A 21,158-nucleotide genomic window follows, 5' to 3' on the forward strand; every position below is an offset into this window, starting at 1 on the left:
CTTAGACCATCCCGGCGGGCGAGGCAATTGAAGATGCTTCATGAGTGAGCGAAGCTTTTGATAAACCACCAGGAAAAGTGACTACTTTATATACCTTTGGCGTAACTGACAGGCGTGTAAATAATTTTCTTCCATCATATACCTTACGGGTATAACAGGAGATTCAACTGCCGGAGTCTATCGTTTGCCTAAAGAAAAGAGAGGTTCTGCATGACTGGCTTATGTCGCAATATGTCGTATACACAAGCTGCACATTTGGCTCAGATAAGCTGTGTTACAGGTGCTAAATTGTTGTGCTTCTGTGCATTGCAAGAGTGATAAGCGAGAAATAATTCTGGTGGATGATTATTTTGCTTCTAATCCGGTAAGTAATATCATCGTGCTTTAAATAGTTCAGCGAGGTTAGCCATGGATGACATTGAACAAAAAATGAGAAGTTTTGGTTTTACAGATAAAGAAATGGGATTCTTTATCGAATACAGAGAAAAGGATCCTAAGAATACTTTCATTTATCAATTGAAAGGGTTAAGGCGCGTATTCTATAGTTTGTCGTTAATTTATACTCTACTTGTTTGTTTCTGGTTCTACATCTGTATACACGATGACAGCAACGAAATAGCGGTAGCGACACTGATTATGCTTTTTATCGCTGCCGTCATATATATAACCACACCTTTTAAACTCGGCCTAAAAGCCGCCCGTTTTTTGAATGAGGAATAATGTTACTGGCTGTCATTGATCGATTTAATAGCTAGTGTGTTATTATATATTTCTATTGATAAGTCAAATTTGCTCATTTCTGTAAAACCATGAGTATAATCACTACTAATGTAACGGAATAACCTCCATGTGTCGGGTTTAATTGCCAGTCTGGCCAGGCCATAACCCGACAATAACAAATCAATTGCACTGTAGGTTATCATTCCAGTTTTTGATGAAAATCCGCCAAAGCATGCTACAGCTATGTATCCTTGTTTGAGCATTCCAACAGTATCATCCCGACCCTTTATCATATTGAGTGCCCCCTCCTGAACCCCATTTGCTCCATGTAAAATCATCATAGAGCCAAATGCCGCGCCAATAATATTACCAGTCATAACCGAACCGGATAAAACACCAAGTCCAGCCACAATCTGCATGCTACTCAACACAACGCCAACACCATCAATTACATAGCTCCATACTCCTTTTTCATGATTTACAATAATAGAAGTATGAATTTTTGCAGTTTTTTATCGAAGCTGGCTATCCTGCCGTTCAATATTTATAGCCTCCTGTTTAATATTCCATAGAAACTCTTTTCTTTCATCGTCAGACGCTGTTTTTTTTATGGCTTCTAAATTCCAATCTATGAAGTTTTTGATTTCAGATTCAAATTTATTTCTAATGAATGAATTTTTTAAATACCTTAGTCCAGAGTTTTTAGTAATTTTTTGTAAATTGCTTGATTCTAATTTTGCCATTGTTAAATAATAATTTAAATTACTTTTTGAGCTTGTTGTAAAATCCATGATCGTACCTATTAATATTCCATTGTGGAATTTTAATACTATCAGTTAGTTAGCCTTAATAAGATAACGTATTAATAATTAGGATGTTAGAACAAGCTAGAGTCCTAATTTATTTGATGTGACATTATGAGTTCTGATCCCCTTATCCTTTATTTTGCGCTAAATACTTTTAGATGACACTCCGTAGTGAACGTTTTTTAAGCGCATTCGATGAGTGATTTTTGTACGCCTGTTCCCGGTTCGCGACTCCGTATGGCTGTCTGTCTGGCTTAGCCTGCTACTGATGTCCTGCCGATTGCAGGTCGTCATGAAGGGTTCTGAATCGCCGTTACATGGCTGGTACGCTGTCCTGCTTAACCTGTTGATTGTTAAGTCTGTCGCCGATATGGATTGCCTTTAAAAATCAATGTAGAAAAATTAATGAATTTTTAAGGAAAGCCCGTTATGTTGGGGATTCACGGTTTTTTTTCAGGAAATCATATGCGTAATAAATATACCGGCCTGCAAATTGGCATTCACTGGCTGGTGTTTCTGTTGGTGATTGTGGCGTACTGCGCCATGGAATTTCGCGGTTTCTTTCCACGTACCGCGCGTCCGGTCATCAACATGATCCACGTTTCTTGTGGCATCTCCATCCTGGTGTTGATGGTTGCCCGCCTGCTGGTGCGTCTCAAGTTTCCGGCGCCGCCGATTCAGCCAAAACCTAAACCGATGATCACGGGCATGTCGCATCTGGGGCATCTGATTATCTATCTGTTGTTTATCGCGCTACCGTTGATTGGGCTTGTGATGATGTACAACCGCGGGAACGACTGGTTCGCTTTCGGGCTGGTAATGCCGCATGCGGCAGAAGCCAATTTTGATCTGGTCGATATGCTGAAATCATGGCACGTCACCCTGGCTAATCTTGGGTATTTTGTTATTGGTTTGCATGCCTTTGCGGCCCTGTTGCACCACTATTACTGGAAGGACAATACGCTGCTGCGCATGATGCCGAAAAAACGCTCCTGATCGACACTGTTGCTTTCCCCAAACCCGCTGCCTGTCAGCGGGTTTTTTGTGATCTTCACTACCTTTTTGCCCGTTGAAATCGCGTGATATCACATTTTTTTATCACTCCCTGTGTGTTATTCGCTCAATCGGTATAGATGGTATATCTATAATAGAAACACATGTGAGGATAGCGATGAAGATTGTACTGACAGGTTCGGCCGGGAGAATTGGGCACACCCTTGCCGCCAGGTTATTAGTCGATGGACACATTGTCACCGGGATTGACCTTGCGCCAGCGAGAATCGAGCATGCGCATTATCAGCATCTGCAGTATCAGTTTGAGAAATCCGCGGTGCTAAACGATGCCATGAAAGGGGCCGATATTGTGTTGCACATCGGGGCAATGATGTCATGGCACCCTGCGGACAATGCCGCCATGTTTCATGCGAATGTGACTGCAACCCACTGGCTGCTGGAAGCTGCAAAAGAGGCAGGGGTGAAGCGGTTCGTTTTTGCCAGCAGCGGGGAAGTCTATCCTGAAGTGCGCGCGCAGTTTCTTCCTGTGACTGAAGATCATCCGCGCAACCCGGTGTCGTTTTACGGGCTGACTAAAAAACTGGCTGAGGATCTGGTGCTGTTTTATCAGCAGCAGGGACTGGAGACGGTCATTCTGCGCTTTCCGCATACGCAGTCCACGGATGAGTTGCTGGATCCTGACAGTTTCTTCTCCGGGCCGCGTTTTTTCCTCGAAGGAAAAATCCGCCAGATGCGCGCTTTTGGCAATGAAACGGGCGCAAAAAGACTCCAGCAGATCCGCGACGAACTGGGCGGTCCGGCAATGATTGTTCAGTACGGTGAGGAAGATAACCTGCCTTACCTGATGCACATCGCTGATGTTCGCGATACCGCCGAGGGAGTCATGCTGGCGATGTCCCATCCCCGGGCGGCTAACGCTATTTTTAATCTTGGTCCTGATGAGCCGGTGGCGTTTGATGAGATGTTGCCTCTGATGGCTCAGGCGACCGGGCTTCCGCTGATCAATGTCACCCTGCCGGGCAGGGCGGTCAGGTTTAAAACCAGTAATCAGAAAATCAAAAACGAACTCGGCTACCAGCCGCGTTTCACCTTTCCTGATATGATCGCGCAAGCCGCACTGCGCATGACTCGCCGTTAACCGGCATAATGCTAAGGAGAGAGTATGAACCACTCAGCTCAGCAGTCACTCGATAGTGTGAAACCCGCCAGCGAGATCTCAGTCGTGCGAAAATTACGTAAAGTGCTGTTTGCCACCGGAATTGGCCATTTTGTTGAGTGGTTCGATTTTGGCCTCTACGGCACACTGGCCGCGATTATCGGCGTGCAATTTTTCCAGGCCGGTAGCCCGGCGGTCGCATTGCTCTCCTCTTTTGCCGTCTTTGGTGCCGGTTTTATTATGCGTCCGCTTGGCGGGCTCTATTTTGGCTCGCTCGGAGATCGCATTGGCCGCCAGAAGGTCCTGGCGACAGTGATCCTGCTGACCTCCGGCGCGACCTTCGTTATGGGACTGTTGCCGACATTCTCCCAGATTGGTATTGCCGCCACGGTTTTGCTGGTGATCACGCGTCTGATTCAGGGATTTGCCGCCGGGGGAGAAAGCTCCGGAGCGACAACCTTCCTGGCGGAATATGCGCCTGTTGAACGGCGCGGGTATTTCACCTGCTGGATTGATAATTTCGGTTTTATGGCGTTTGTGGCGGGATCCGGGCTGGTATTCCTGCTCACTGCCACGCTCGGCGAAGCAACGATGAATGACTGGGGATGGCGAATTCCGTTCCTGATTGCGGGTCCGCTGGGGCTGGTGGGACTGTATCTGCGAAAACACCTGGAGGATACCCCGGAGTTTCTGGAGATGGTGAAAAGCGGCAAAACCGAAGCCTCGCCGCTGCGTACCGCCGTGACTACCGCCTGGGGCGCGCTCCTGTTTTGCGTCGGGTTTGTGGTGATCAAGGCCGTAGGGCACTGGACGTTACAGACCTTTATGCCGAGCTATCTCTCCACCGAACTGCATTACTCGAAGCTCGACTCTTATGCTATTACCACCATCGGTCTGTTTGCGATTGCCCTGATGGTCCCGTTTATGGGATATCTCTCGGATAAATTTGGTCGCAAGCCGCTGATGCTGGCGGGATGTGCGGGTTTTATCCTGTTTACTTATCCTGCAATGATGGTGATGGCTCGGGGGGATATGCTCTCCGCCGTGCTGGCGATGCTGCTGCTGGGGGCGTTTATTGCCGCCTTTGACGGGGCATGCAGTGCGGCAATGGCTGAACTGTTCCCGACCAGTATCCGCTATGGCGGCATGGCGATTGCGTATAATGTCGCCGTTGCGTTCTTCGGGGGGATCACCCCGTGGTTCTCGGCGTATCTGATAACGGCGACCGGCAATCCTTTCTCTCCGGCCTGGTACGTGATGGGCGCGGCGCTGATAACTTTCCTGACGGTGCTGCGAGCGAAAGAGACGGCGGGCTTGCCGCTGCGACGTTAATTCGGTCTGAATAGACGGGTACACGATCAAAAATGGCGAAGGGAAACCCTCGCCATTTCGCTTTTCATTGGTATGCGCCATCCTGCATAGTAGAGGAGATATTTTTCAACAGGCTGATGCGGAAAAACCGCAGTGCCTGAATGAGGCTACGATTGCTATCACGCCGTAGCAACCGATGCAGAAATTGCACAGCTTAACGCCCGGAAAACGTATCGGGTAGCTGTTAACCGGGTTGAGACCAGCACGGCGCCAGACATTGAATGGCCACCAGTATCAGATACCGACCGGCAACAAAAAGCCCGCATAGCGCGGGCTTCATCAGTATTTATCCATATAACCATTTACCCGCTTCTGCTGACTCTGCAAACATCCGGACAGTGAGCGGTAACCGTGAAAACTCCACATCATCCCGTTTGAGTTTAAACCATCGTTGGAGGCGGGGTGTGTACTCCCACGGGAAATACAAAGACCAGTTCAGATTATCAAGGCTGATACTGAACCGCTCTTTATACTTCCCTATAGCATCCTCCAGGTCGTCACGAGGACAATCGAACAGGTCAGAATTCAGCTCTAAAGGAATTTCTTTCCAGTGGCGGTCCAGATAACCAGGAATCTCCTCACGAAACAGGGATAAAACCTCATCGGTGATTGCCGTCATCAGAAGGATGTCCACTGTATGCGATCTTTCGGTCTGGCAATGAGGTTGTATTTTCGCTCTGTGCGGTTAGAAACTCTGTAGAGACTTATTGACAGTGAAGCCCAACCCAACCAGGGAACATAACGAGCAATGACAGCGGCAAGTTTGTTAGTTTTCTGCATCCTGATACCAACGGGTGTTGGAATCTGAATTCCAAAAGGAACTCGAGCATCACGCATGATAATTCGCGCATACTTTGAGACAACACTTGTTCCCAATGTTGCCCCTTTGGGCTTCGCTCTTGTGCCTAACCACGGTTGACCGGAGAGAATAACTGCACCGGAAACCGAATCGATCCCCAACTCTGTACAGAACTCTTCCAGGAAGATGACATTTAATAGTTCTGCTTTGGACAGGTCAGGGTGTCCTCTGTAGAAGTACGTTCCATTTAGTTCTTCAGTGGTATCCATATACTCACTCCGTTATGCGGTCTGGCGCTTATTTTACCAGGAGTCGCTATTGTTATAACTCTCATTTTTTGTTGAATGCCTAAAAGTCTCGCTAAATAGGCTTTTAATTGGAAGGGTTATTAATGACTAAACGTGCCATAGGTAGAGTGTATAGTTTTCATGAAAACAATTTCATTACTGTTGGCTGTTGGTTCGCCACCTGCATTTGGAGAGCCCCCCATGTGGTCAACGCTGTCAGGACGCAGGGATTTGATGAAAATCCGGCAATGTGAGGGGGTATTTGGGGGCAAATTGGCATCTGGGGGCAATGTGGGGACACTAAAAAGTCTCTTTATGTCCGATAGTGTCTTTCCGCTTATTTGATTAACTACCTGATAAACATGAAAAAAATAATGTGTACAAACGGTCGTTTTAAATAGTACTATACCCCCCTACAGTATAGGAGGGCGTATGCCTCATTCACCCGAAGACAAAAAACGCGTTCTGACTCGCGTACGCCGTATCAGGGGGCAGGTCGACGCCCTTGAACGTGCGCTGGAGTCAGGCGAACCCTGCCTTGCCATCCTGCAACAAATTGCGGCTGTACGCGGTGCAGCCAACGGTTTGATGGGCGAGATGGTCGAAATTCACCTCAAAGATGAGCTGGTCACTGGCGAAACGACCGCGGATCAGCGAGCGGTTCGTATGGCGGAAGTCGGTCATTTGCTCCGCTCTTATCTAAAATAAAACACTGGCATCACATAAAGGAAAGCAATATGAAATCACGTGCAGCTGTCGCATTTGGCCCCGGCCAGCCGCTGAAAATCGTCGAAATTGATGTGGCACCGCCTAAAAAAGGCGAAGTGCTGGTCAAAATTACCCATACCGGCGTGTGCCATACCGATGCGTTTACCCTCTCCGGGGACGATCCTGAAGGTGTCTTCCCCGCGGTGCTCGGCCACGAAGGCGGCGGTGTGGTGGTTGAAGTGGGGGAAGGTGTTACCAGCCTGAAGCCAGGCGACCACGTTATTCCGCTGTACACCGCCGAGTGCGGCGAGTGTAAGTTCTGTCAATCCGGAAAAACGAACCTCTGCCAGGCGGTTCGCGCCACTCAGGGTAAAGGCCTGATGCCGGACGGGACTACTCGTTTCTCGTACAACGGTGAGCCGATCTATCACTATATGGGCACCAGTACGTTCAGTGAGTACACCGTGTGCGCCGAAATCTCTCTGGCAAAAGTGAACCCGCAAGCGCCGCTGGATAAAGTGTGCCTGCTGGGCTGCGGTGTCACGACCGGTATCGGTGCTGTACACAATACGGCGAAAGTGAAAGAAGGCGATACCGTGGCCGTTTTTGGCCTGGGCGGAATTGGTCTGGCCGTTATTCAGGGCGCGGTGCAGGCGAAAGCCGGGCGCATCCTGGCGGTGGATACCAACCCGGAGAAATTTAAACTGGCCGGTGAAATGGGGGCGACCGATTTCATCAACCCGAAAGACTACGACAAGCCGGTTCAGGACGTGATTGTTGAGCTGACCGACGGCGGCGTGGATTTCAGTTTTGAATGTATCGGTAACGTCAATGTCATGCGTTCAGCGCTGGAGTGCTGCCACAAAGGCTGGGGCGAGAGCATCATCATTGGCGTTGCCGGTGCCGGGCAGGAAATTAAAACCCGTCCATTCCAGCTGGTGACCGGTCGCGTCTGGCGCGGCTCCGCATTTGGCGGCGTGAAAGGCCGTACCCAACTGCCAGGCATGGTAGAAGAAGCCATGGTCGGAAAAATCAATCTCGATCCGTTCATCACCCATCGTTTGCCACTGGACCAGATCAACGAAGCCTTCGATCTGATGCACGAAGGGAAATCCATCCGTACCGTCATACATTTCGGCAGCAACTAATTATTCTGCCAGCGGTTTTTGCCGCTGGCATTTTTTGTATATTCTTCTCTAAAGTGTGACCGATGCGGCGATTTTAGCCGTAAGCTAATCCTCTGCCGTGCCGATGACTATTTTACAGGCGTGTTTATACGCATTTACCTATAAGAGAGTCGACGGTCATGGACAACACAAAAACGATGCGGGGCCCGCAAACGCTCAGCTTCCTGCATCATATCCGGCTGGTTCCGCTGTTTTCCTCAATTCTCGGTGGCATCATTTTACTGTTTGCGTTGAGTTCGGGTCTGGCGGGATATTTCCTGCTGCAAGCCGACACCGACCAGCAGGATGTCACGTCAGAAATTCAGGTCCGCACGGGGCTGTCTAACAGCTCGAACCATCTACGTACCGCGCGAATCAATATGATCCATGCCGGTGCTGCCAGTCGTATCGCCGAGATGGACGCGATGAAACAGAACATCGCCGAGGCCGAAACGCGCATTAAGCAGTCGCAGGAAAGCTTTGCTGCTTACATGAATCGTTCGGTTCGCACCCCAGCCGACGAAGCGCTGGACGGCGATCTGAAAGCGCGTTTTGACGCTTATATCTCCGGGCTTCAGCCGATGCTGAAATATGCCAAAAACGGCATGTTCGAAGCCATTATTAATCATGAGAATGAATCTGCCCGCCCGCTTGATGATGCATACAACGAAGTGTTGCTGAAGGCGATTAAGATCCGCACCGACCGCGCGAACGCGCTGACGTCTGAAGCGCATACCCGTACCCAACTGGGCCTGATGTTTATGGTTGGCGCTTTTGCCCTGGCGTTGGTTCTGACAGCAATGACGTTTGTGGTGCTGCGCCGGACCGTTATCCATCCGCTGCAACGTGCCGCTCGCCGTATCGAACTGATTGCCAAAGGGGACTTAACCCTGGCGGATGATCTGACCGGGCGCAGTGAAATCGGTCGTTTGACCCATGATCTGCAGACGATGCAGCACTCGCTGGTCAACACCGTGGGCACTGTTCGTCAGGGCGCGGAAGAGATTTATCGTGGCACCAGCGAGATTTCTGCGGGTAACACCGATCTTTCTTCCCGTACTGAACAACAGGCGGCCGCCATCGAGCAAACCGCGGCCAGCATGGAAGAGCTCACGGCGACCGTGAAGCAAAATGCCGATAACGCCCATCATGCGAGCAAGCTGGCGGAAGACGCTTCCGGCAAAGCCAGCCGTGGCGGCCAGATGGTGTCGGGCGTGGTGAAAACCATGAGCAATATCTCCACCAGCTCGAAGAAAATTTCTGAAATCACCGCCGTGATTAACAGTATCGCGTTCCAGACCAATATTCTGGCGCTGAACGCTGCCGTTGAGGCCGCACGCGCGGGCGAGCAGGGGCGTGGATTTGCGGTCGTGGCGAGCGAAGTGCGGACTCTGGCAAGCCGAAGCGCCAACGCAGCTAAAGAGATCGAAGGCCTGATCAACGAGTCGGTCACGCTGATTGACCAGGGTTCCGGTGAAGTGGTGGCCGCAGGAAACACCATGAATGAAATCGTTGAAGCGGTTAAGCGCGTCACCGATATCATGCTGGAAATCGCGGCGGCGTCGGACGAGCAGAGCCGCGGAATTGTGCAGGTGAGCCAGGCTATTTCAGAGATGGATAAAGTGACGCAGCAGAACGCCTCGCTGGTGGAGGAAGCCTCAGCCGCTGCGGCCTCTCTGGAAGAGCAGGGTGCGCGTCTGACAGAAGCGGTTGGCGCGTTTCGCCTGAACGGCGTCAACACGGCCAAAAACAGCAAACCGGCAGCCGTCGCACCGCTTTCTCCGCTACGTCCGGCGGTCGCCGACAGCGGTGATAACTGGGAAACGTTCTGATAAAAAAAGGGGCCGAAAGGCCCCTTGTTGTTAGTGTGGTTTACGTTTTATCCGGTAAAGCGTAGGCAATAATGTAATCACCCCGATCCGGCGACTGGCGTGCGCCACCCGCGTTAATGATGATGTACTGTTTGCCCGTTTTGGGTGAGACGTAGGTCATCGGTCCCGACTGGCTGCCCACTGGCAGACGATCCTTCCAAATCTCTTTCCCGGTGGCGGTATCAAATGCGCGCAGATAGAAATCCTGTGTGCCCGCAAAGAACAGCAAACCAGACTGCGTCGAGAGCGATGCACCCAGCGTTGGCATCCCGATTGGGATTGGCATATGCATACGAATACCCAGCGGGCCGGTATCTTCTACCGTACCAACCGGAACCTGCCACACCAGCTTACCGCTTTTCAGATCGACGGCAGACATAGTACCAAACGGCGGTTTTTGGCACGGGATGCCCAGCGGTGACAGGAAACGTTCGCGCATCGCGCCAAACGGTGTGCCATCCATCGGAACAATACCCATCTCAATGCCGCTGGCGTTCTTCGCTACGTTCGCGCGCGGAACCATATAGTTGGCCAGCCCCAGACGCATATCGTTGACGAACATCAGGCCATTGTTCGGGTCAACGGAGACGCTGCCCCAGTTCATGCCGCCGAGAGAGCCAGGGAACTGCAGAGAGCGGTCAAGACCCGGAGGGGTAAAGACGCCCTGGTGGCGCATCTCTTTAAACTGAATACGGCACAGCAGCAGATCGACTGGCGTCGCGCCCCACATGTCGGATTCAGTCAGCGTCTGGTTGCCAATCATCGGCATGCCGACAGAATACGGCTGAGTCGGAGAGTAGCGTTCGCCCTGAATATTTCCCGCCGGAACAGGGCGCTCTTCCACTTTCGCCACCGGTTCTCCGGTTTCACGGTTGAGCATGAAGATCATGCCCTGTTTACTGGTTTGCACCAGCACTGGCGTAGTACCGCCTTTACCGTCCGGCAGATCGTACAGCAGCGGCTGAGAAGGCAGATCGAAGTCCCAGAGGTCGTGGTGAGTGGTCTGATAATGCCAGCGCACCTGACCGGTGGTCGCATCTACGGCGACTATCGAGGAGCTGTATTTATCATCCAGGGCGGTACGTTCACCCGCGTAGAAATCTGGCGTCGCGTTGCCGGTTGGCAGATAAATCAGGTTCAGCTTCGCGTCATAAGACATCGCCGACCAGACGTTTGGCGTGCCGCGCGTATAGGTTTGACCTTCCGGTGGCAGACCGGTCAGATTCGGATTACCCGGATCCCACGCCCATGCCAGTTTACCGGTGTGCACATCATAGGCACGAACCACGCCTGGCGGTTCACCCGTGGAGAAGTTATCCGCCACGCGCCCACCGACCACGACAACATTGCCGGCCACCAGAGGCGTTGAGGTCTGCTGATAGTAGCCAGGTTTGATTTCACCCATCCCGACGCTGAGATCGACAATGCCATGATCGCCAAAGTCTTCACATACTTTGCCGTTATCAGCATTGATGGCAATCAGGCGCGCATCGGTGGTTGGCAGGAACAAACGACGAGAGCAGGCAGCTGGCTGCGTTTCTGTTTGTGACGTTGTCACTTCTTTGTGGTCTTCGAAATAGCCCAGGCCACGGCAACGCTGCCAGTTAGGGGCGGTGGCTTTGGAATCGTAGCGCCACTTCTCCTGACCAGAATCCACGTCCAGCGCCAGCACTTTGCTGTACGGCGTGCAGACGAACAGAGTGTCGCCAACCTGCAGCGGCGTATTCTGGTCTTCCGCGCCGGAGCCGTTGCTTTGCGGGATATCTCCCGTGTGCGCCGTCCAGGCCACTTTCAGTTCGCTGATGTTCTGCTTATTAATCTGATCGAGCGCGGCGAAGCGATCGCCGTGGGTGGTGTTGCCCCAGTGCTCCCAGTTCTTTTGCTGCTCGCCAGCCGCGACAGGTTTAACCGGAACGGGTTCACTGGCGCTGACCAGCGTTTGCGGCTTAAACATCCAGCCGAAGCTGACCAGCATCGCAACGGCGAGAACCGCCGCGAGTGCAAATGCCGGCGTTTTATTCACCGGTGCGCCGCGGTTTGCCGCGCGCAGGAAAGGCCAGACGATGGCACACAAAAATGCCAGTACCGCCAGGGTAAACAGGCGTGAGAAAAGCGGCCAGAAATCCCAGCCCGCATCGCTTACCGCCCAGAATAATGAAGCGATAAATGCGATGGCATACAGAAGAATACCGCTGGTGCGGTTGGTGAAGATTAAAAAGGCGGAGATCACCATCACCACGCCCATGATCAGGAAGTAAAGACTTCCGCCTACGGTGGCGAGCTTGAGGCCCAACCCGCCGATCGCCAGACCGATGATCGTCATCAGTGCGATCAGGAGCCACTGCAGGAGCCTTGCTACCCCGCGTGGCGCGCTGCCAAATGCCATTTCTGTCTCCTTAAAAGAGCGCGTATTCTTCCGGACTGCGCAGTGCTGCGTATGTACCAAATGGATAATTGAATACGGTTTAAATGTTGATTTATACGTTTATTACCGTTTTAACGGTCTTAAAATTCACATGATAAAGACTGGTGTGAACCATTTGGTGAATTCGCGACTATGATAAAACTGTTAAATTGTTTTGCGCAATTGTTAATAATAAATTTCGCATTATTTGATTAAAGCAGATAAACCGCCCGTCAGCGCGACGGGCAGGAAAGAGAAAGGCAGGGTGAAATCAGATTGGCATCGACTTGCGGATGGCGCTCAGGAGTGATTGCGCCGCCGGGGAGAGCGGGGTATCTACGCGCGTCAGGATCCCAATGGGTTCGCCGGCGCCGGGCGATGCCACCGGCAGCGCAGTCAGGGTGCCCTGACGTAAATCTTCTTTTACTGCTCCGGACGGAACGAACCAGACGTAGTCATAATCGACGGTGAGCTGGCGCGAAAGCGAGGCTGAGAGGGTTTCAATACAGCCCGACGGCAGTTTGCAGCCCTGCATCTGGAGCATCACCTCGGCGTTATGACGCGGCACAGTGCCTTTTGGTGAGACCACAACCGGCCACTCCATCACCCGGCTCAGGGTCACCGTATCCTGTAAAAGCGGATGATGGGGGCGAACCACCAGTTTCAGTGATTCCAGGAACAACAGTTCATAGCTCAGGCCACCCATTAACTCCGGGTCGGACATCCGGCCAATCCCCAGATCCAGCTCCCCGGATTTCAGCCCGGCGAGCAGCATGGTGTTATTCATGGTCGCCACTTGCAACGTGGTGTGTTTTTGCTGTTTATGAAACTGACCAATTGCAGCGGGCAGGATCCCCAGCGCGGCAGTGGGCAATGCGCCAATGCGCACCACGTCGGTGGCCTGATCTTCTTTGCGGGTCAGCGCCTGACCCGCGGTATTCAGGGCGTCCAGTACTTTTACGGCATGAGTCAGAAACTGCTCGCCGACCAGGGTGAGCTGCGCGCCGAGGCGTCCGCGATCGAACAGGCGTGTTCCTGTTAGCTGTTCCAGTTCGTTCAGCGTCTTCGACAGGGCGGGCTGACTGAGATTAAGAGTTTCAGCCGCACGCCCCAGCGTTCCCTGTTGAGCGACGGCCACAAAAGTGTGCAAATGGCGCAAGCGTATGCGCTGACTGAACAAACCATTTTTTTCCATATGCGATGTTAAGAACAGAGCCGTATGGGTGACAAGGGAAGAAGTTTAATTTTGATAACCTGATAGCAAAATATTATTAACATTTGATCTATTTGAGTTACAAGTAAATTTCATCAACTGGCTATTCTCTGGGTGGGGTCTGTTTCTGGTTCCCCTTGAAAAGTACAGGGAATAATCAGTTACCTGCCAGGATCACAAATCGTAAATTCTTCCCCCCGAGGAGAGCGGCCTTCTCTACACTCCAGGTATTATTCACTGGAGGCATGACATCATGGCGAACACCATCACGGCTGATGATATTCGGGAACACTTTTCGCAGGCAATGTCAGCGATGTACCAGCAGGAAGTTCCGCAATACGGCACATTGCTGGAACTGGTCGCGGATGTGAATCTGGCGGTACTGGAAAATAATCCCCACTTGCATGAACAACTGGCCAATGCGGATGAGCTGGCGCGTCTGAACGTTGAGCGTCACGGCGCTATCCGCGTGGGGAGCGCTCAGGAGCTGGCTACGCTGCGCCGAATGTTCGCCATCATGGGGATGTACCCGGTCAGCTACTACGATCTATCGCAGGCGGGTGTGCCGGTCCATTCGACGGCGTTTCGGCCAATCGACGATGCCGCGCTGTCCCGTAACCCTTTCCGTGTCTTCACTTCGTTACTGCGACTCGATCTGATCGAGAATGTCGCTCTGCGCGAGCGCGCCGCAGATATCCTTGCCCGTCGTGCAATCTTTACCCCACGCTGTCTGGAACTGATTGCGTTGCATGAGAGCGAGGGGCAACTGACGCCCGCTCAGGCACGCGAATTTGTTCAGGAAGCGCTGGAGACTTTTCGCTGGCATCGCCACGCCACCGTTGATCAGGAAACTTATCAGGCACTGCACGATGAACATCGTCTCATTGCCGATGTGGTCTGTTTCCCGGGCTGTCATATCAACCACCTGACACCGCGTACGCTGGATATTGACCGGGTTCAGGAGCTGATGCCGAAATACGGTATAGAACCCAAAGTGCTGATAGAAGGGCCGCCGCGTCGGGAAGTGCCGATTCTGCTGCGACAGACCAGTTTCAAAGCGCTGGAAGAGCCGGTGCTTTTCGCCGGAGAACATAAAGGCACGCATACCGCCCGATTCGGGGAGATTGAACAACGCGGGGTGGCATTAACGCCAAAAGGACGCGAATTGTACGACCGTCTGCTGGGTGAGGCGGGCACGGGTAAGGATAATCTTACCCATCAACTGCATTTGCGGGAGGTGTTTCAGACTTTCCCGGACAGCGAAATGTTCCTGCGCCGTCAGGGCCTGGCCTATTTTCGCTATCGACTGACGCCAGCGGGGGAAGCGCATCGTCAGGCCTTCCGTCCAGGCGACGATCCGCAACCGTTGATTGAACGCGGCTGGGTTGTCGCGCAGCCCATTATCTATGAGGATTTCCTGCCGGTGAGCGCCGCGGGAATTTTCCAGTCGAATCTCGGGAACGAAACCCAGGCGCGTAGCCACGGGAACGCCAGCCGGGAAGAGTTTGAAGTGGCGCTGGGCTGTCCGGTTAATGACGAATTTACGCTGTATCAGCAGGCCGAAGATCGCAGTAAACGACGTTGCGGTTTGCTTTAAAAAAGTTACTCTGCGGGGGTGTAACGGAAAAAGAAGGCTGATATGGAAAATTCTCCGACCCCTGTTATTGAAACCCGCCAGGGTGCGCTCATCGGTTTAACGGATGATGATGTGCATGTCTGGCGCGGGATCCCCTATGCCGCACCGCCCGTTGGCGAGCTGCGCTGGCGCTCGCCGCAACCGCCTGAATCGTGGCGTGGAGTGCGGGAAGCGACGGCGTTTTCAGCCTCCAGCTGGCAGAGCAGTGAATATTGTCAGGCGCTGGGTGGCGGCGATCCGGGGCGGTTCTCGGAAGATTGTCTTTATCTCAATGTCTGGTCACCGGTTAAACGCAATGATCCCCTGCCGGTGATGGTGTGGCTGCATGGTGGGGGCTTCACCATCGGCGCAGGCGGGCTGCCGCCCTATGAGGGTAAAGCCCTTGCGCGTCGCGATGTGGTCATCGTGACGATAAATTATCGACTGGGCCATCTGGGATTCTTCGCCCATCCCGCACTGGCGGGAGAAGAAAAGCGCATCGTGCATAATTTTGCGCTGCTCGATCAAATCGCGGCGCTTGAATGGGTGCGCGACAATATTGCCGCTTTTGGTGGCGATCCGACGAATATCACGCTGTTTGGTGAATCCGCAGGCGCGCGCAGCGTGTTGTCCTTGCTGACGTCACCTCTGTCTGAAGGGCTGTTTCACAAGGCGATTGTGCAGAGTGGGTATACGTTGCCCGATACGCCGCGCGAACAGGCACTGGAAAAAGGTGAGGCGCTGGCGGCGCATTTCGGCCTTAATGACGCCACTGCCGGGCAGTTGCGCGCGATCCCGGCTGCGGCATTCTGGTCTCTGGAGGCTCCGCTTAATATCGCGCCAACGCCCATCGTCGGTGACTGCGTCCTGCCAGAACCGATGCTGGATCGCTTTTTCTCTGCGCGTCAGCATCCCGTTCCGGTCATGATTGGTTCGAACAGCGACGAGGCAAGCGTACTGGGCGTGTTTGGTATTGATTTGGCCGGGCAAATCCAGAAGCTCCGCCGCGAGCGGCGCTTAGGTCTCGGTCTGATCAAACTGCTTTATCCGGGCGTCAAAGGGGACGAAGAGCTGGGGCGGCAGGTTTGTCGTGATATGGCGTTTACCACCATGGGATTTGTGGTGATGCAGGCCCAGCAGCGAGCCGGTGAACCCTGCTGGCGCTACTGGTTTGATTATGTGGCCCAGGCGGAACACGCAACCTATCTCAACGGCGCGTGGCACGGCAACGAAGTTCCGTATGTCTTTGATACTTTGGGTCATGTTGAACCCTCGCGGCAGTATGTTAATCAACAGGATCTTGATTTTTGCGCTCAGGTGGCTGATTACTGGGTCAGTTTTGCCCGGCATGCGAGCCGAAAAAGTGATGTGTTACCCGGTCCGGTACGATGGCCCGCCTGTCGAAAAGGGCGCGATGTGGTGTTACGTATCGGGCTGAATAAACATGCAGGTTTCAGGCTTGAAAACCGGTTTATGCGTGCCAGAATGAGCCTGTTTAAGCGGGTGATGAAACATCACGTGAGCCTGGATTGAGCAGGCAGGCGCGAAATGCGGCGAGTCCGGCCGCCTTGGCCCGCGACTCGCGCATGACCAGCCGGTAGCTGGCCCCGGTTTTGACGCTGGTGTCAAAAGGCCGTGCCAGACGTCCGGCATCAATATCTTCGGCTACCAGCGTTTCATCTGCTATCGCCACCCCAAGGCCCTGCATTGCGGCGGTAATCGCCAAATCCATCGTATCGAAATGCTGATTCTTGTGCATGATCGGCGCGGGATTTGCCTGTCTGGAGAGCCACAGTGACCAGTCGGTTTTGTCCCGGGTAGGATGCAGAAACGTCAGCGATTCCAGCGCGGTATTCATACGCAGCGGACTCAGCACCGGCGTGAGCGCCTCTTCAAACAGCAGATCGCCTGCGCTTAAATGCGTGCCGAACACGATGGCGGCGTCGTAGGATTCTGTTTTGAAATTGACGGTGTGATCGGTGGTGGTGGTCAGCGAAATTTGCAGCTCAGGCTGTTCGCGCTCGACCTGAAGGAGTCTCGGGACCAGCCAGCGCATGGCGCAGGTGGGAACTTTCAGACGCACTACGGTCTGCTGCGCGCGCGCCTGCTCTGCCACCGTAATCAGATTTTCGAAAGCGGATTGTAGATCAGGAAGCAGGGCGCTTCCCTGAGAGGAGAGCCGCAGCCCGCGGGCGTGACGTTCAAAAAGGGAAAAACCGAGCCAGGATTCCAGCGTGGCAATTTTACGACTTACCGCTCCCTGGGTGAGGCAAAGCTCTTTCGCGGCGTGCGTCAAATTAAGGTGACGGGCAGTCACCAGAAACGCGTCAACAGCATTGTGTGGAAACGTACGGCGCGACATAAAACACTCCAGGTATGCGTTTTTATCATGTCATCCATCACACAACACCTTGCGGAGCCTGTCAATGAGCGAAAAAAAACCCGCCAGATGGCGGGTTTGAGAGAAGTAAATTATTAGAACTGGTAAACCAGACCTAATGCAACGATATCATCGGTAGCGATGCCAGCGTCTTTATAGAACACATCGTCTTCATCCAACAGGTTGATTTTATAATCAACGTAGGTAGACATATTTTTGTTGAAGTAATACGTTGCGCCAATATCGGCATACTTCACCAGATCTTTATCGGTAGTTACACCGTTGTAAGCTAAATCGTAACCTTTAGACACCAGGAAAGAAACCGCCGGGCGCAGACCGAAGTCGAACTGATATTGAGCGGTGCCTTCAAAGTTCTGTGTTTTATTTGCTACGCCGCCAGTATTGCCAGCAGAATTGCTGCCATATACTGTCATGTTGCGTGTTTCGGAATACATCGCCGCCAGATAAATATTATTGTCGTCGTATTTCAGAGCCGTTGCCCAGGAATCCGCTTTGTCGCCGTCAGCAATGTAAGGGCTGTTACTGTTTTGCTGTGCGTTGGTGCGGTCAGACGTGGTGAAAGCCGCGCCAGCGCTGAAGCCCATACCGAAGTCATAGGTAGAAGAGATACCGAAGCCGTCGCCGTTTTCGTGGCGAACATCACGGCCATTATTGGTGCCTTCGTTGCCGTTGCCTTCGTCTTCATTATTACCCTGATACTGGAGGGCAAAGTTCAGGCCATCAGCCAGACCGAAGAAGTTGGTGTTACGATAAGTGGCAACGCCGTTCGCGCGGTTGGTCATATAGACGTCGGTCTGTGCGGAGGTATCACCGCCAAACTCTGGCAGCATATCGGTCCAGCCTTCCACGTCGTACAGCACGCCGTAGTTACGGCCATAATCAAATGAACCGTATTCGCCAAATTTCAGGCCCGCGAACGCCAGACGCGTCCAGGACTGGTTCTCAGAACTTTCGGTGTTGTTCGCCTGAACGTTGTATTCCCACTGGCCGTAACCGGTCAGCTGCTCGTTGATCTGTGTTTCACCTTTAAAGCCCAGACGAATGTAGGTCTGGTCGCCATCGGCAGAGCTGTTGTCAGAGAAATAATGCAAACCATCGACTTTGCCGTAAAGATCCAGTTTATTACCGTCTTTATTATAAATTTCAGCTGCGTGAGCAGCGCTTGCCGCCATAAGTGCCGGGATGACGATTGCCAAAACTTTTCTTTTCATTTTTATTCCTTAAAACGCTTTTATTATGATTGGAAATGAACTTCCATCCATCTCGTGAGTCAAATGGATCCTAATATTCTTTAGATTGTTTCAGCAAACAGAATGATTTTTTAAAATGTTAGTATTTAATTCGACATTAACGAACTGAAATGATGATTATATCCAGTTATGAGTTTTGATAATTCATTCCTTGTATTTATATATTTTTATTTAATAGTCGAACGGATTAATTATTTTTTTATGATGCAGGCAAGGATTTATTCAAATACTGTGATCTGTGGTTGGGTTTTTCTCTAAAAATTGAAATCCTTTTCAAACCAACTTTGCGACTGCAACACCTCAAGCCATGCGTTTTGATCATGGCTGATATGACAACAATTCGATTGTCGCCATCAGTGCCTTCTTGTTGAATCGTTATGCAACATCCACGAGAAAGGATTGATGATGACACTGCGTACTCCGGTGCAAACCCGCTCTAAACTGCCTGACGTAGGCACGACGATTTTTACCGTGATTGGCCAGCTCTCTGCTCAACACAACGCCATTAATCTTTCTCAGGGCGCACCTAACTTTTCCTGTGATCCTAAGCTGATTGCCGGCGTGACGCGCGCGATGGAATCTGGCCATAACCAGTATGCGTCCATGACCGGTTTACAACCGCTCAAAGAGCGTATCGCGGATAAGATTGCCACGCTATACGGCACGCAATATGACGCCAACAGTGAGGTGTTGATTACGGCCAGCGCCAGTGAAGGGCTGTATTCGGCGATAAGTGGGCTGGTGCATCCCGGAGATGAGGTTATCTATTTCGAACCCTCTTTTGATAGCTATGCGCCTATTGTCCGCCTGCAGGGCGCGACGCCCGTGGCGATTAAACTGACGGTTCCGGATTTTGCCGTAAACTGGGATGAGGTTCGCGCCGCGATAACCGCCCGCACCCGGATGATCATTGTCAACACACCGCACAATCCAAGTGGACAGGTGTTTTCAGCGGACGACCTGCAACAGCTGGCCGCTATCACGCGCCACACAGACATCATTATTTTGTCTGACGAAGTGTACGAGCATGTGGTGTTTGACGGGCAACCGCATCACGGCATGGCAACACATCCGCAGCTGGCCGAACGCAGCGTGATCATTTCATCATTCGGAAAAACCTATCATGTCACCGGCTGGCGCGTGGGGTATTGTGTGGCTCCCGTTGAACTGATGAACGATATCTGCAAAGTGCATCAATTTTTGATGTTTTCTGCCGATACTCCAATGCAATACGCCTTCGCTGAGCATATGGCCGATCCCCAGACCTGGCTGTCGCTGGCGGCATTTTATCAGCGTAAGCGCGATCTGCTGCAAACGCTGCTGGCTGAATCCCCGTTCAGGCTGCTGCCGAGCGCCGGTTCGTTCTTCCTGCTGGCGGATTACAGCCACTTCAGCGACGAGAGCGACAGTGAGATGGTTAAACGGCTGATCGTTGAATCCGGTGTCGCGACTATCCCGCTCTCGGCGTTTTATACCGACGGGACGGATAACAAATTGATCCGCCTCTCTTTTGCTAAAGACGAGGCAACATTACGGGCAGGTGCCCAGGCCCTGTGTCGGGTTAAACCACGCTAAGGAGTTTTGCTATGAAATTTAACGCGTTAGTTGTCGGCATGGGATTGCTGTGTTCCTTTTCTTCCTTTGCCGCGACCGAGTTACGCTACGGCCTGGAAGCAGAATACCCACCGTTTGAAAGCCGGAATGCTTCAGGCGAACTGGAAGGGTTTGACATTGAGCTCGGCAATGCGATTTGCAAAGCCGCGGAACTGAAATGCAGCTGGGTTGAAACCTCTTTCGATGCCTTGATCCCGGGTCTGATGGCCAAAAAATACGATGCCATCAATTCCGCGATGAACATTACCGATCAGCGTCGCCAGAGCATTGATTTCACCCAGCCAATTTACCGCATTCCTTCCCAGCTGGTGGGTAAAGCGGGCAGCGGTGTGGAAGCCACCCCGGAAGGGTTAAAAGGTAAAACCATTGGCGTATTGCAGGGTTCCATTCAGGAAACCTACGCAAAAGAGCACTGGGAAAAGCACGGTGTCACCGTGGTGTCTTATAAAGATCAGAATATGGCATGGAGTGACTTGCTGAACGGCCGCATTGACGCCTCGCTGGTGATGTCGGCGGCGGGACAGGCAGGTTTCCTTAGCAAGCCGCAGGGGAAAGGGTTTGGCTTTATCGGCAAACCGGTGTCGGACGATACCATCCTCGGCAGCGGGATCGGATTTGGGCTGCGTAAGGGCGATGAGGCCACCAAAAAACAGCTCGATTCGGCCATTGAAAAAGTCCGCGCTGACGGAACGATCGATAAACTGGCTCAGAAGTATTTTCCGGGTATCGATGTCAGCGTAAAATAATAATATTGCGCCTGATT

The 21,158-nt window shown here is 52.2% G+C and carries 20 protein-coding genes and 1 pseudogene; 13 read left to right on the plus strand and 8 right to left on the minus strand.

All coding sequences use genetic code 11. The features are described 5' to 3' along the window. Window positions 1-408: 408 nt before the first annotated feature. Entirely contained in the window at window positions 409-720 is a 312-nt protein-coding gene (locus SOM82_RS09755; RefSeq protein WP_320459426.1) for a hypothetical protein, read from the plus strand. Between the two features lie 2 nt (window positions 721-722). Here the strand turns inward: SOM82_RS09755 and SOM82_RS09760 are convergent, their stop codons facing one another. After that, window positions 723-1,220 carry a DUF4225 domain-containing protein gene (locus tag SOM82_RS09760; protein WP_320459612.1) on the minus strand — a complete coding sequence of 166 codons (498 nt, stop codon included), beginning with the start codon at window positions 1,218-1,220 and terminating at the stop codon, window positions 723-725. Window positions 1,221-1,232: 12 nt separating this feature from the next. Continuing rightward, window positions 1,233-1,511: a hypothetical protein gene (locus SOM82_RS09765; RefSeq protein WP_320459427.1), complete on the minus strand. Its 279-nt coding sequence runs from the start codon at window positions 1,509-1,511 to the stop codon at window positions 1,233-1,235. A 214-nt stretch (window positions 1,512-1,725) separates the two neighbouring features. Between SOM82_RS09765 and SOM82_RS09770 the strand changes: the two genes are divergently transcribed. From SOM82_RS09770 to SOM82_RS09790, 5 genes and pseudogenes are all read left to right on the plus strand, one after another. After that, window positions 1,726-1,911, plus strand: coding sequence for a hypothetical protein (locus SOM82_RS09770; protein WP_320459428.1), 186 nt, complete (start codon window positions 1,726-1,728; stop codon window positions 1,909-1,911). 80 nt (window positions 1,912-1,991) lie between these two features. Further along, window positions 1,992-2,522: a cytochrome b561 gene (gene cybB, locus SOM82_RS09775; protein WP_320459429.1), complete on the plus strand. Its 531-nt coding sequence runs from the start codon at window positions 1,992-1,994 to the stop codon at window positions 2,520-2,522. Between the two features lie 175 nt (window positions 2,523-2,697). Beyond that, a complete protein-coding gene (locus SOM82_RS09780) occupies window positions 2,698-3,678 on the plus strand; it encodes an NAD-dependent epimerase/dehydratase family protein (protein WP_320459430.1) in 981 nt (326 codons plus the stop codon). Between the two features lie 24 nt (window positions 3,679-3,702). After that, window positions 3,703-5,028, plus strand: coding sequence for an MFS transporter (locus SOM82_RS09785; RefSeq protein ID WP_320459431.1), 1,326 nt, complete (start codon window positions 3,703-3,705; stop codon window positions 5,026-5,028). 165 nt (window positions 5,029-5,193) lie between these two features. Continuing rightward, window positions 5,194-5,301 (plus strand): annotated as a pseudogene (locus SOM82_RS09790) (tail fiber assembly protein); the annotation flags it as partial. Window positions 5,302-5,353: 52 nt separating this feature from the next. Here SOM82_RS09790 and SOM82_RS09795 read toward each other — a convergent pair. Next, the gene (locus SOM82_RS09795) at window positions 5,354-5,686 is read right to left on the minus strand and encodes a DUF1493 family protein (protein WP_320459432.1); all 333 of its coding nucleotides are present in this window, start codon (window positions 5,684-5,686) and stop codon (window positions 5,354-5,356) included. Continuing rightward, window positions 5,686-6,135, minus strand: coding sequence for an STM2901 family protein (locus tag SOM82_RS09800; protein WP_320459433.1), 450 nt, complete (start codon window positions 6,133-6,135; stop codon window positions 5,686-5,688). Before SOM82_RS09800 ends, SOM82_RS09795 begins: the two co-directional genes overlap by 1 nt. Window positions 6,136-6,585: 450 nt before the next feature. Between SOM82_RS09800 and SOM82_RS09805 the strand changes: the two genes are divergently transcribed. From SOM82_RS09805 to SOM82_RS09815, 3 genes are all read left to right on the plus strand, one after another. Beyond that, on the plus strand, window positions 6,586-6,861 hold the full coding sequence (locus SOM82_RS09805; RefSeq protein ID WP_032610935.1) for a metal/formaldehyde-sensitive transcriptional repressor: 276 nt from the start codon (window positions 6,586-6,588) through the stop codon (window positions 6,859-6,861). A gap of 29 nt (window positions 6,862-6,890) precedes the next feature. Further along, complete coding sequence (locus SOM82_RS09810) at window positions 6,891-8,009, plus strand: S-(hydroxymethyl)glutathione dehydrogenase/class III alcohol dehydrogenase (protein WP_320459434.1); 1,119 nt, start codon at window positions 6,891-6,893, stop codon at window positions 8,007-8,009. 158 nt (window positions 8,010-8,167) lie between these two features. Next, entirely contained in the window at window positions 8,168-9,859 is a 1,692-nt protein-coding gene (locus tag SOM82_RS09815; RefSeq protein ID WP_320459435.1) for a methyl-accepting chemotaxis protein, read from the plus strand. 40 nt (window positions 9,860-9,899) lie between these two features. On the opposite strand, the gene SOM82_RS09820 is transcribed toward SOM82_RS09815, so the two are convergent. Then, window positions 9,900-12,284 (minus strand): membrane-bound PQQ-dependent dehydrogenase, glucose/quinate/shikimate family, encoded by a 2,385-nt coding sequence (locus SOM82_RS09820; protein ID WP_320459436.1) that lies wholly within the window; start codon window positions 12,282-12,284, stop codon window positions 9,900-9,902. 289 nt (window positions 12,285-12,573) lie between these two features. After that, entirely contained in the window at window positions 12,574-13,497 is a 924-nt protein-coding gene (locus tag SOM82_RS09825; protein ID WP_154125382.1) for a LysR substrate-binding domain-containing protein, read from the minus strand. Between the two features lie 271 nt (window positions 13,498-13,768). Here SOM82_RS09825 and hglS point away from each other — a divergent pair, with 271 nt between their 5' ends. Together hglS and SOM82_RS09835 are read left to right on the plus strand one after the other, a co-directional pair. After that, window positions 13,769-15,112: a 2-oxoadipate dioxygenase/decarboxylase HglS gene (hglS, locus tag SOM82_RS09830; protein WP_320459437.1), complete on the plus strand. Its 1,344-nt coding sequence runs from the start codon at window positions 13,769-13,771 to the stop codon at window positions 15,110-15,112. Between the two features lie 42 nt (window positions 15,113-15,154). Further along, the gene (locus SOM82_RS09835; protein ID WP_320459438.1) at window positions 15,155-16,663 is read left to right on the plus strand and encodes a carboxylesterase/lipase family protein; all 1,509 of its coding nucleotides are present in this window, start codon (window positions 15,155-15,157) and stop codon (window positions 16,661-16,663) included. On the opposite strand, the gene SOM82_RS09840 is transcribed toward SOM82_RS09835, so the two are convergent. Continuing rightward, window positions 16,626-17,492 carry a LysR substrate-binding domain-containing protein gene (locus tag SOM82_RS09840; protein WP_320459439.1) on the minus strand — a complete coding sequence of 289 codons (867 nt, stop codon included), beginning with the start codon at window positions 17,490-17,492 and terminating at the stop codon, window positions 16,626-16,628. The genes SOM82_RS09835 and SOM82_RS09840 overlap by 38 nt on opposite strands. Before the next feature lie 113 nt (window positions 17,493-17,605). Beyond that, window positions 17,606-18,742, minus strand: coding sequence for a porin OmpC (gene ompC, locus SOM82_RS09845; protein WP_320459440.1), 1,137 nt, complete (start codon window positions 18,740-18,742; stop codon window positions 17,606-17,608). Window positions 18,743-19,186: 444 nt separating this feature from the next. Between ompC and SOM82_RS09850 the strand changes: the two genes are divergently transcribed. Together SOM82_RS09850 and SOM82_RS09855 are read left to right on the plus strand one after the other, a co-directional pair. Then, window positions 19,187-20,356 (plus strand): pyridoxal phosphate-dependent aminotransferase, encoded by a 1,170-nt coding sequence (locus tag SOM82_RS09850; RefSeq protein ID WP_154125905.1) that lies wholly within the window; start codon window positions 19,187-19,189, stop codon window positions 20,354-20,356. 11 nt (window positions 20,357-20,367) lie between these two features. Continuing rightward, complete coding sequence (locus SOM82_RS09855) at window positions 20,368-21,141, plus strand: ABC transporter substrate-binding protein (RefSeq protein WP_320459441.1); 774 nt, start codon at window positions 20,368-20,370, stop codon at window positions 21,139-21,141. Window positions 21,142-21,158: the final 17 nt, after the last annotated feature.

This window comes from Lelliottia sp. CFBP8978 (genome assembly GCF_034046055.2).
GTDB lineage: Bacteria > Pseudomonadota > Gammaproteobacteria > Enterobacterales > Enterobacteriaceae > Enterobacter.

Excerpts from the sequence above, each read along its gene's own strand:
- SOM82_RS09755 (WP_320459426.1), top strand. The coding sequence starts at position 409 with ATGGATGACATTGAACAAAAAATGAGAAGTTTTGGTTTTACAGATAAA.
- SOM82_RS09765 (WP_320459427.1), bottom strand. The coding sequence starts at position 1,511 with ATGGATTTTACAACAAGCTCAAAAAGTAATTTAAATTATTATTTAACA.
- cybB (WP_320459429.1), top strand. The coding sequence starts at position 1,992 with ATGCGTAATAAATATACCGGCCTGCAAATTGGCATTCACTGGCTGGTG.
- SOM82_RS09780 (WP_320459430.1), top strand. The coding sequence starts at position 2,698 with ATGAAGATTGTACTGACAGGTTCGGCCGGGAGAATTGGGCACACCCTT.
- SOM82_RS09785 (WP_320459431.1), top strand. The coding sequence starts at position 3,703 with ATGAACCACTCAGCTCAGCAGTCACTCGATAGTGTGAAACCCGCCAGC.
- SOM82_RS09795 (WP_320459432.1), bottom strand. The coding sequence starts at position 5,686 with ATGACGGCAATCACCGATGAGGTTTTATCCCTGTTTCGTGAGGAGATT.
- SOM82_RS09800 (WP_320459433.1), bottom strand. The coding sequence starts at position 6,135 with ATGGATACCACTGAAGAACTAAATGGAACGTACTTCTACAGAGGACAC.
- SOM82_RS09805 (WP_032610935.1), top strand. The coding sequence starts at position 6,586 with ATGCCTCATTCACCCGAAGACAAAAAACGCGTTCTGACTCGCGTACGC.
- SOM82_RS09810 (WP_320459434.1), top strand. The coding sequence starts at position 6,891 with ATGAAATCACGTGCAGCTGTCGCATTTGGCCCCGGCCAGCCGCTGAAA.
- SOM82_RS09815 (WP_320459435.1), top strand. The coding sequence starts at position 8,168 with ATGGACAACACAAAAACGATGCGGGGCCCGCAAACGCTCAGCTTCCTG.
- SOM82_RS09820 (WP_320459436.1), bottom strand. The coding sequence starts at position 12,284 with ATGGCATTTGGCAGCGCGCCACGCGGGGTAGCAAGGCTCCTGCAGTGG.
- SOM82_RS09825 (WP_154125382.1), bottom strand. The coding sequence starts at position 13,497 with ATGGAAAAAAATGGTTTGTTCAGTCAGCGCATACGCTTGCGCCATTTG.
- hglS (WP_320459437.1), top strand. The coding sequence starts at position 13,769 with ATGGCGAACACCATCACGGCTGATGATATTCGGGAACACTTTTCGCAG.
- SOM82_RS09835 (WP_320459438.1), top strand. The coding sequence starts at position 15,155 with ATGGAAAATTCTCCGACCCCTGTTATTGAAACCCGCCAGGGTGCGCTC.
- SOM82_RS09840 (WP_320459439.1), bottom strand. The coding sequence starts at position 17,492 with ATGTCGCGCCGTACGTTTCCACACAATGCTGTTGACGCGTTTCTGGTG.
- ompC (WP_320459440.1), bottom strand. The coding sequence starts at position 18,742 with ATGAAAAGAAAAGTTTTGGCAATCGTCATCCCGGCACTTATGGCGGCA.
- SOM82_RS09850 (WP_154125905.1), top strand. The coding sequence starts at position 19,187 with ATGACACTGCGTACTCCGGTGCAAACCCGCTCTAAACTGCCTGACGTA.
- SOM82_RS09855 (WP_320459441.1), top strand. The coding sequence starts at position 20,368 with ATGAAATTTAACGCGTTAGTTGTCGGCATGGGATTGCTGTGTTCCTTT.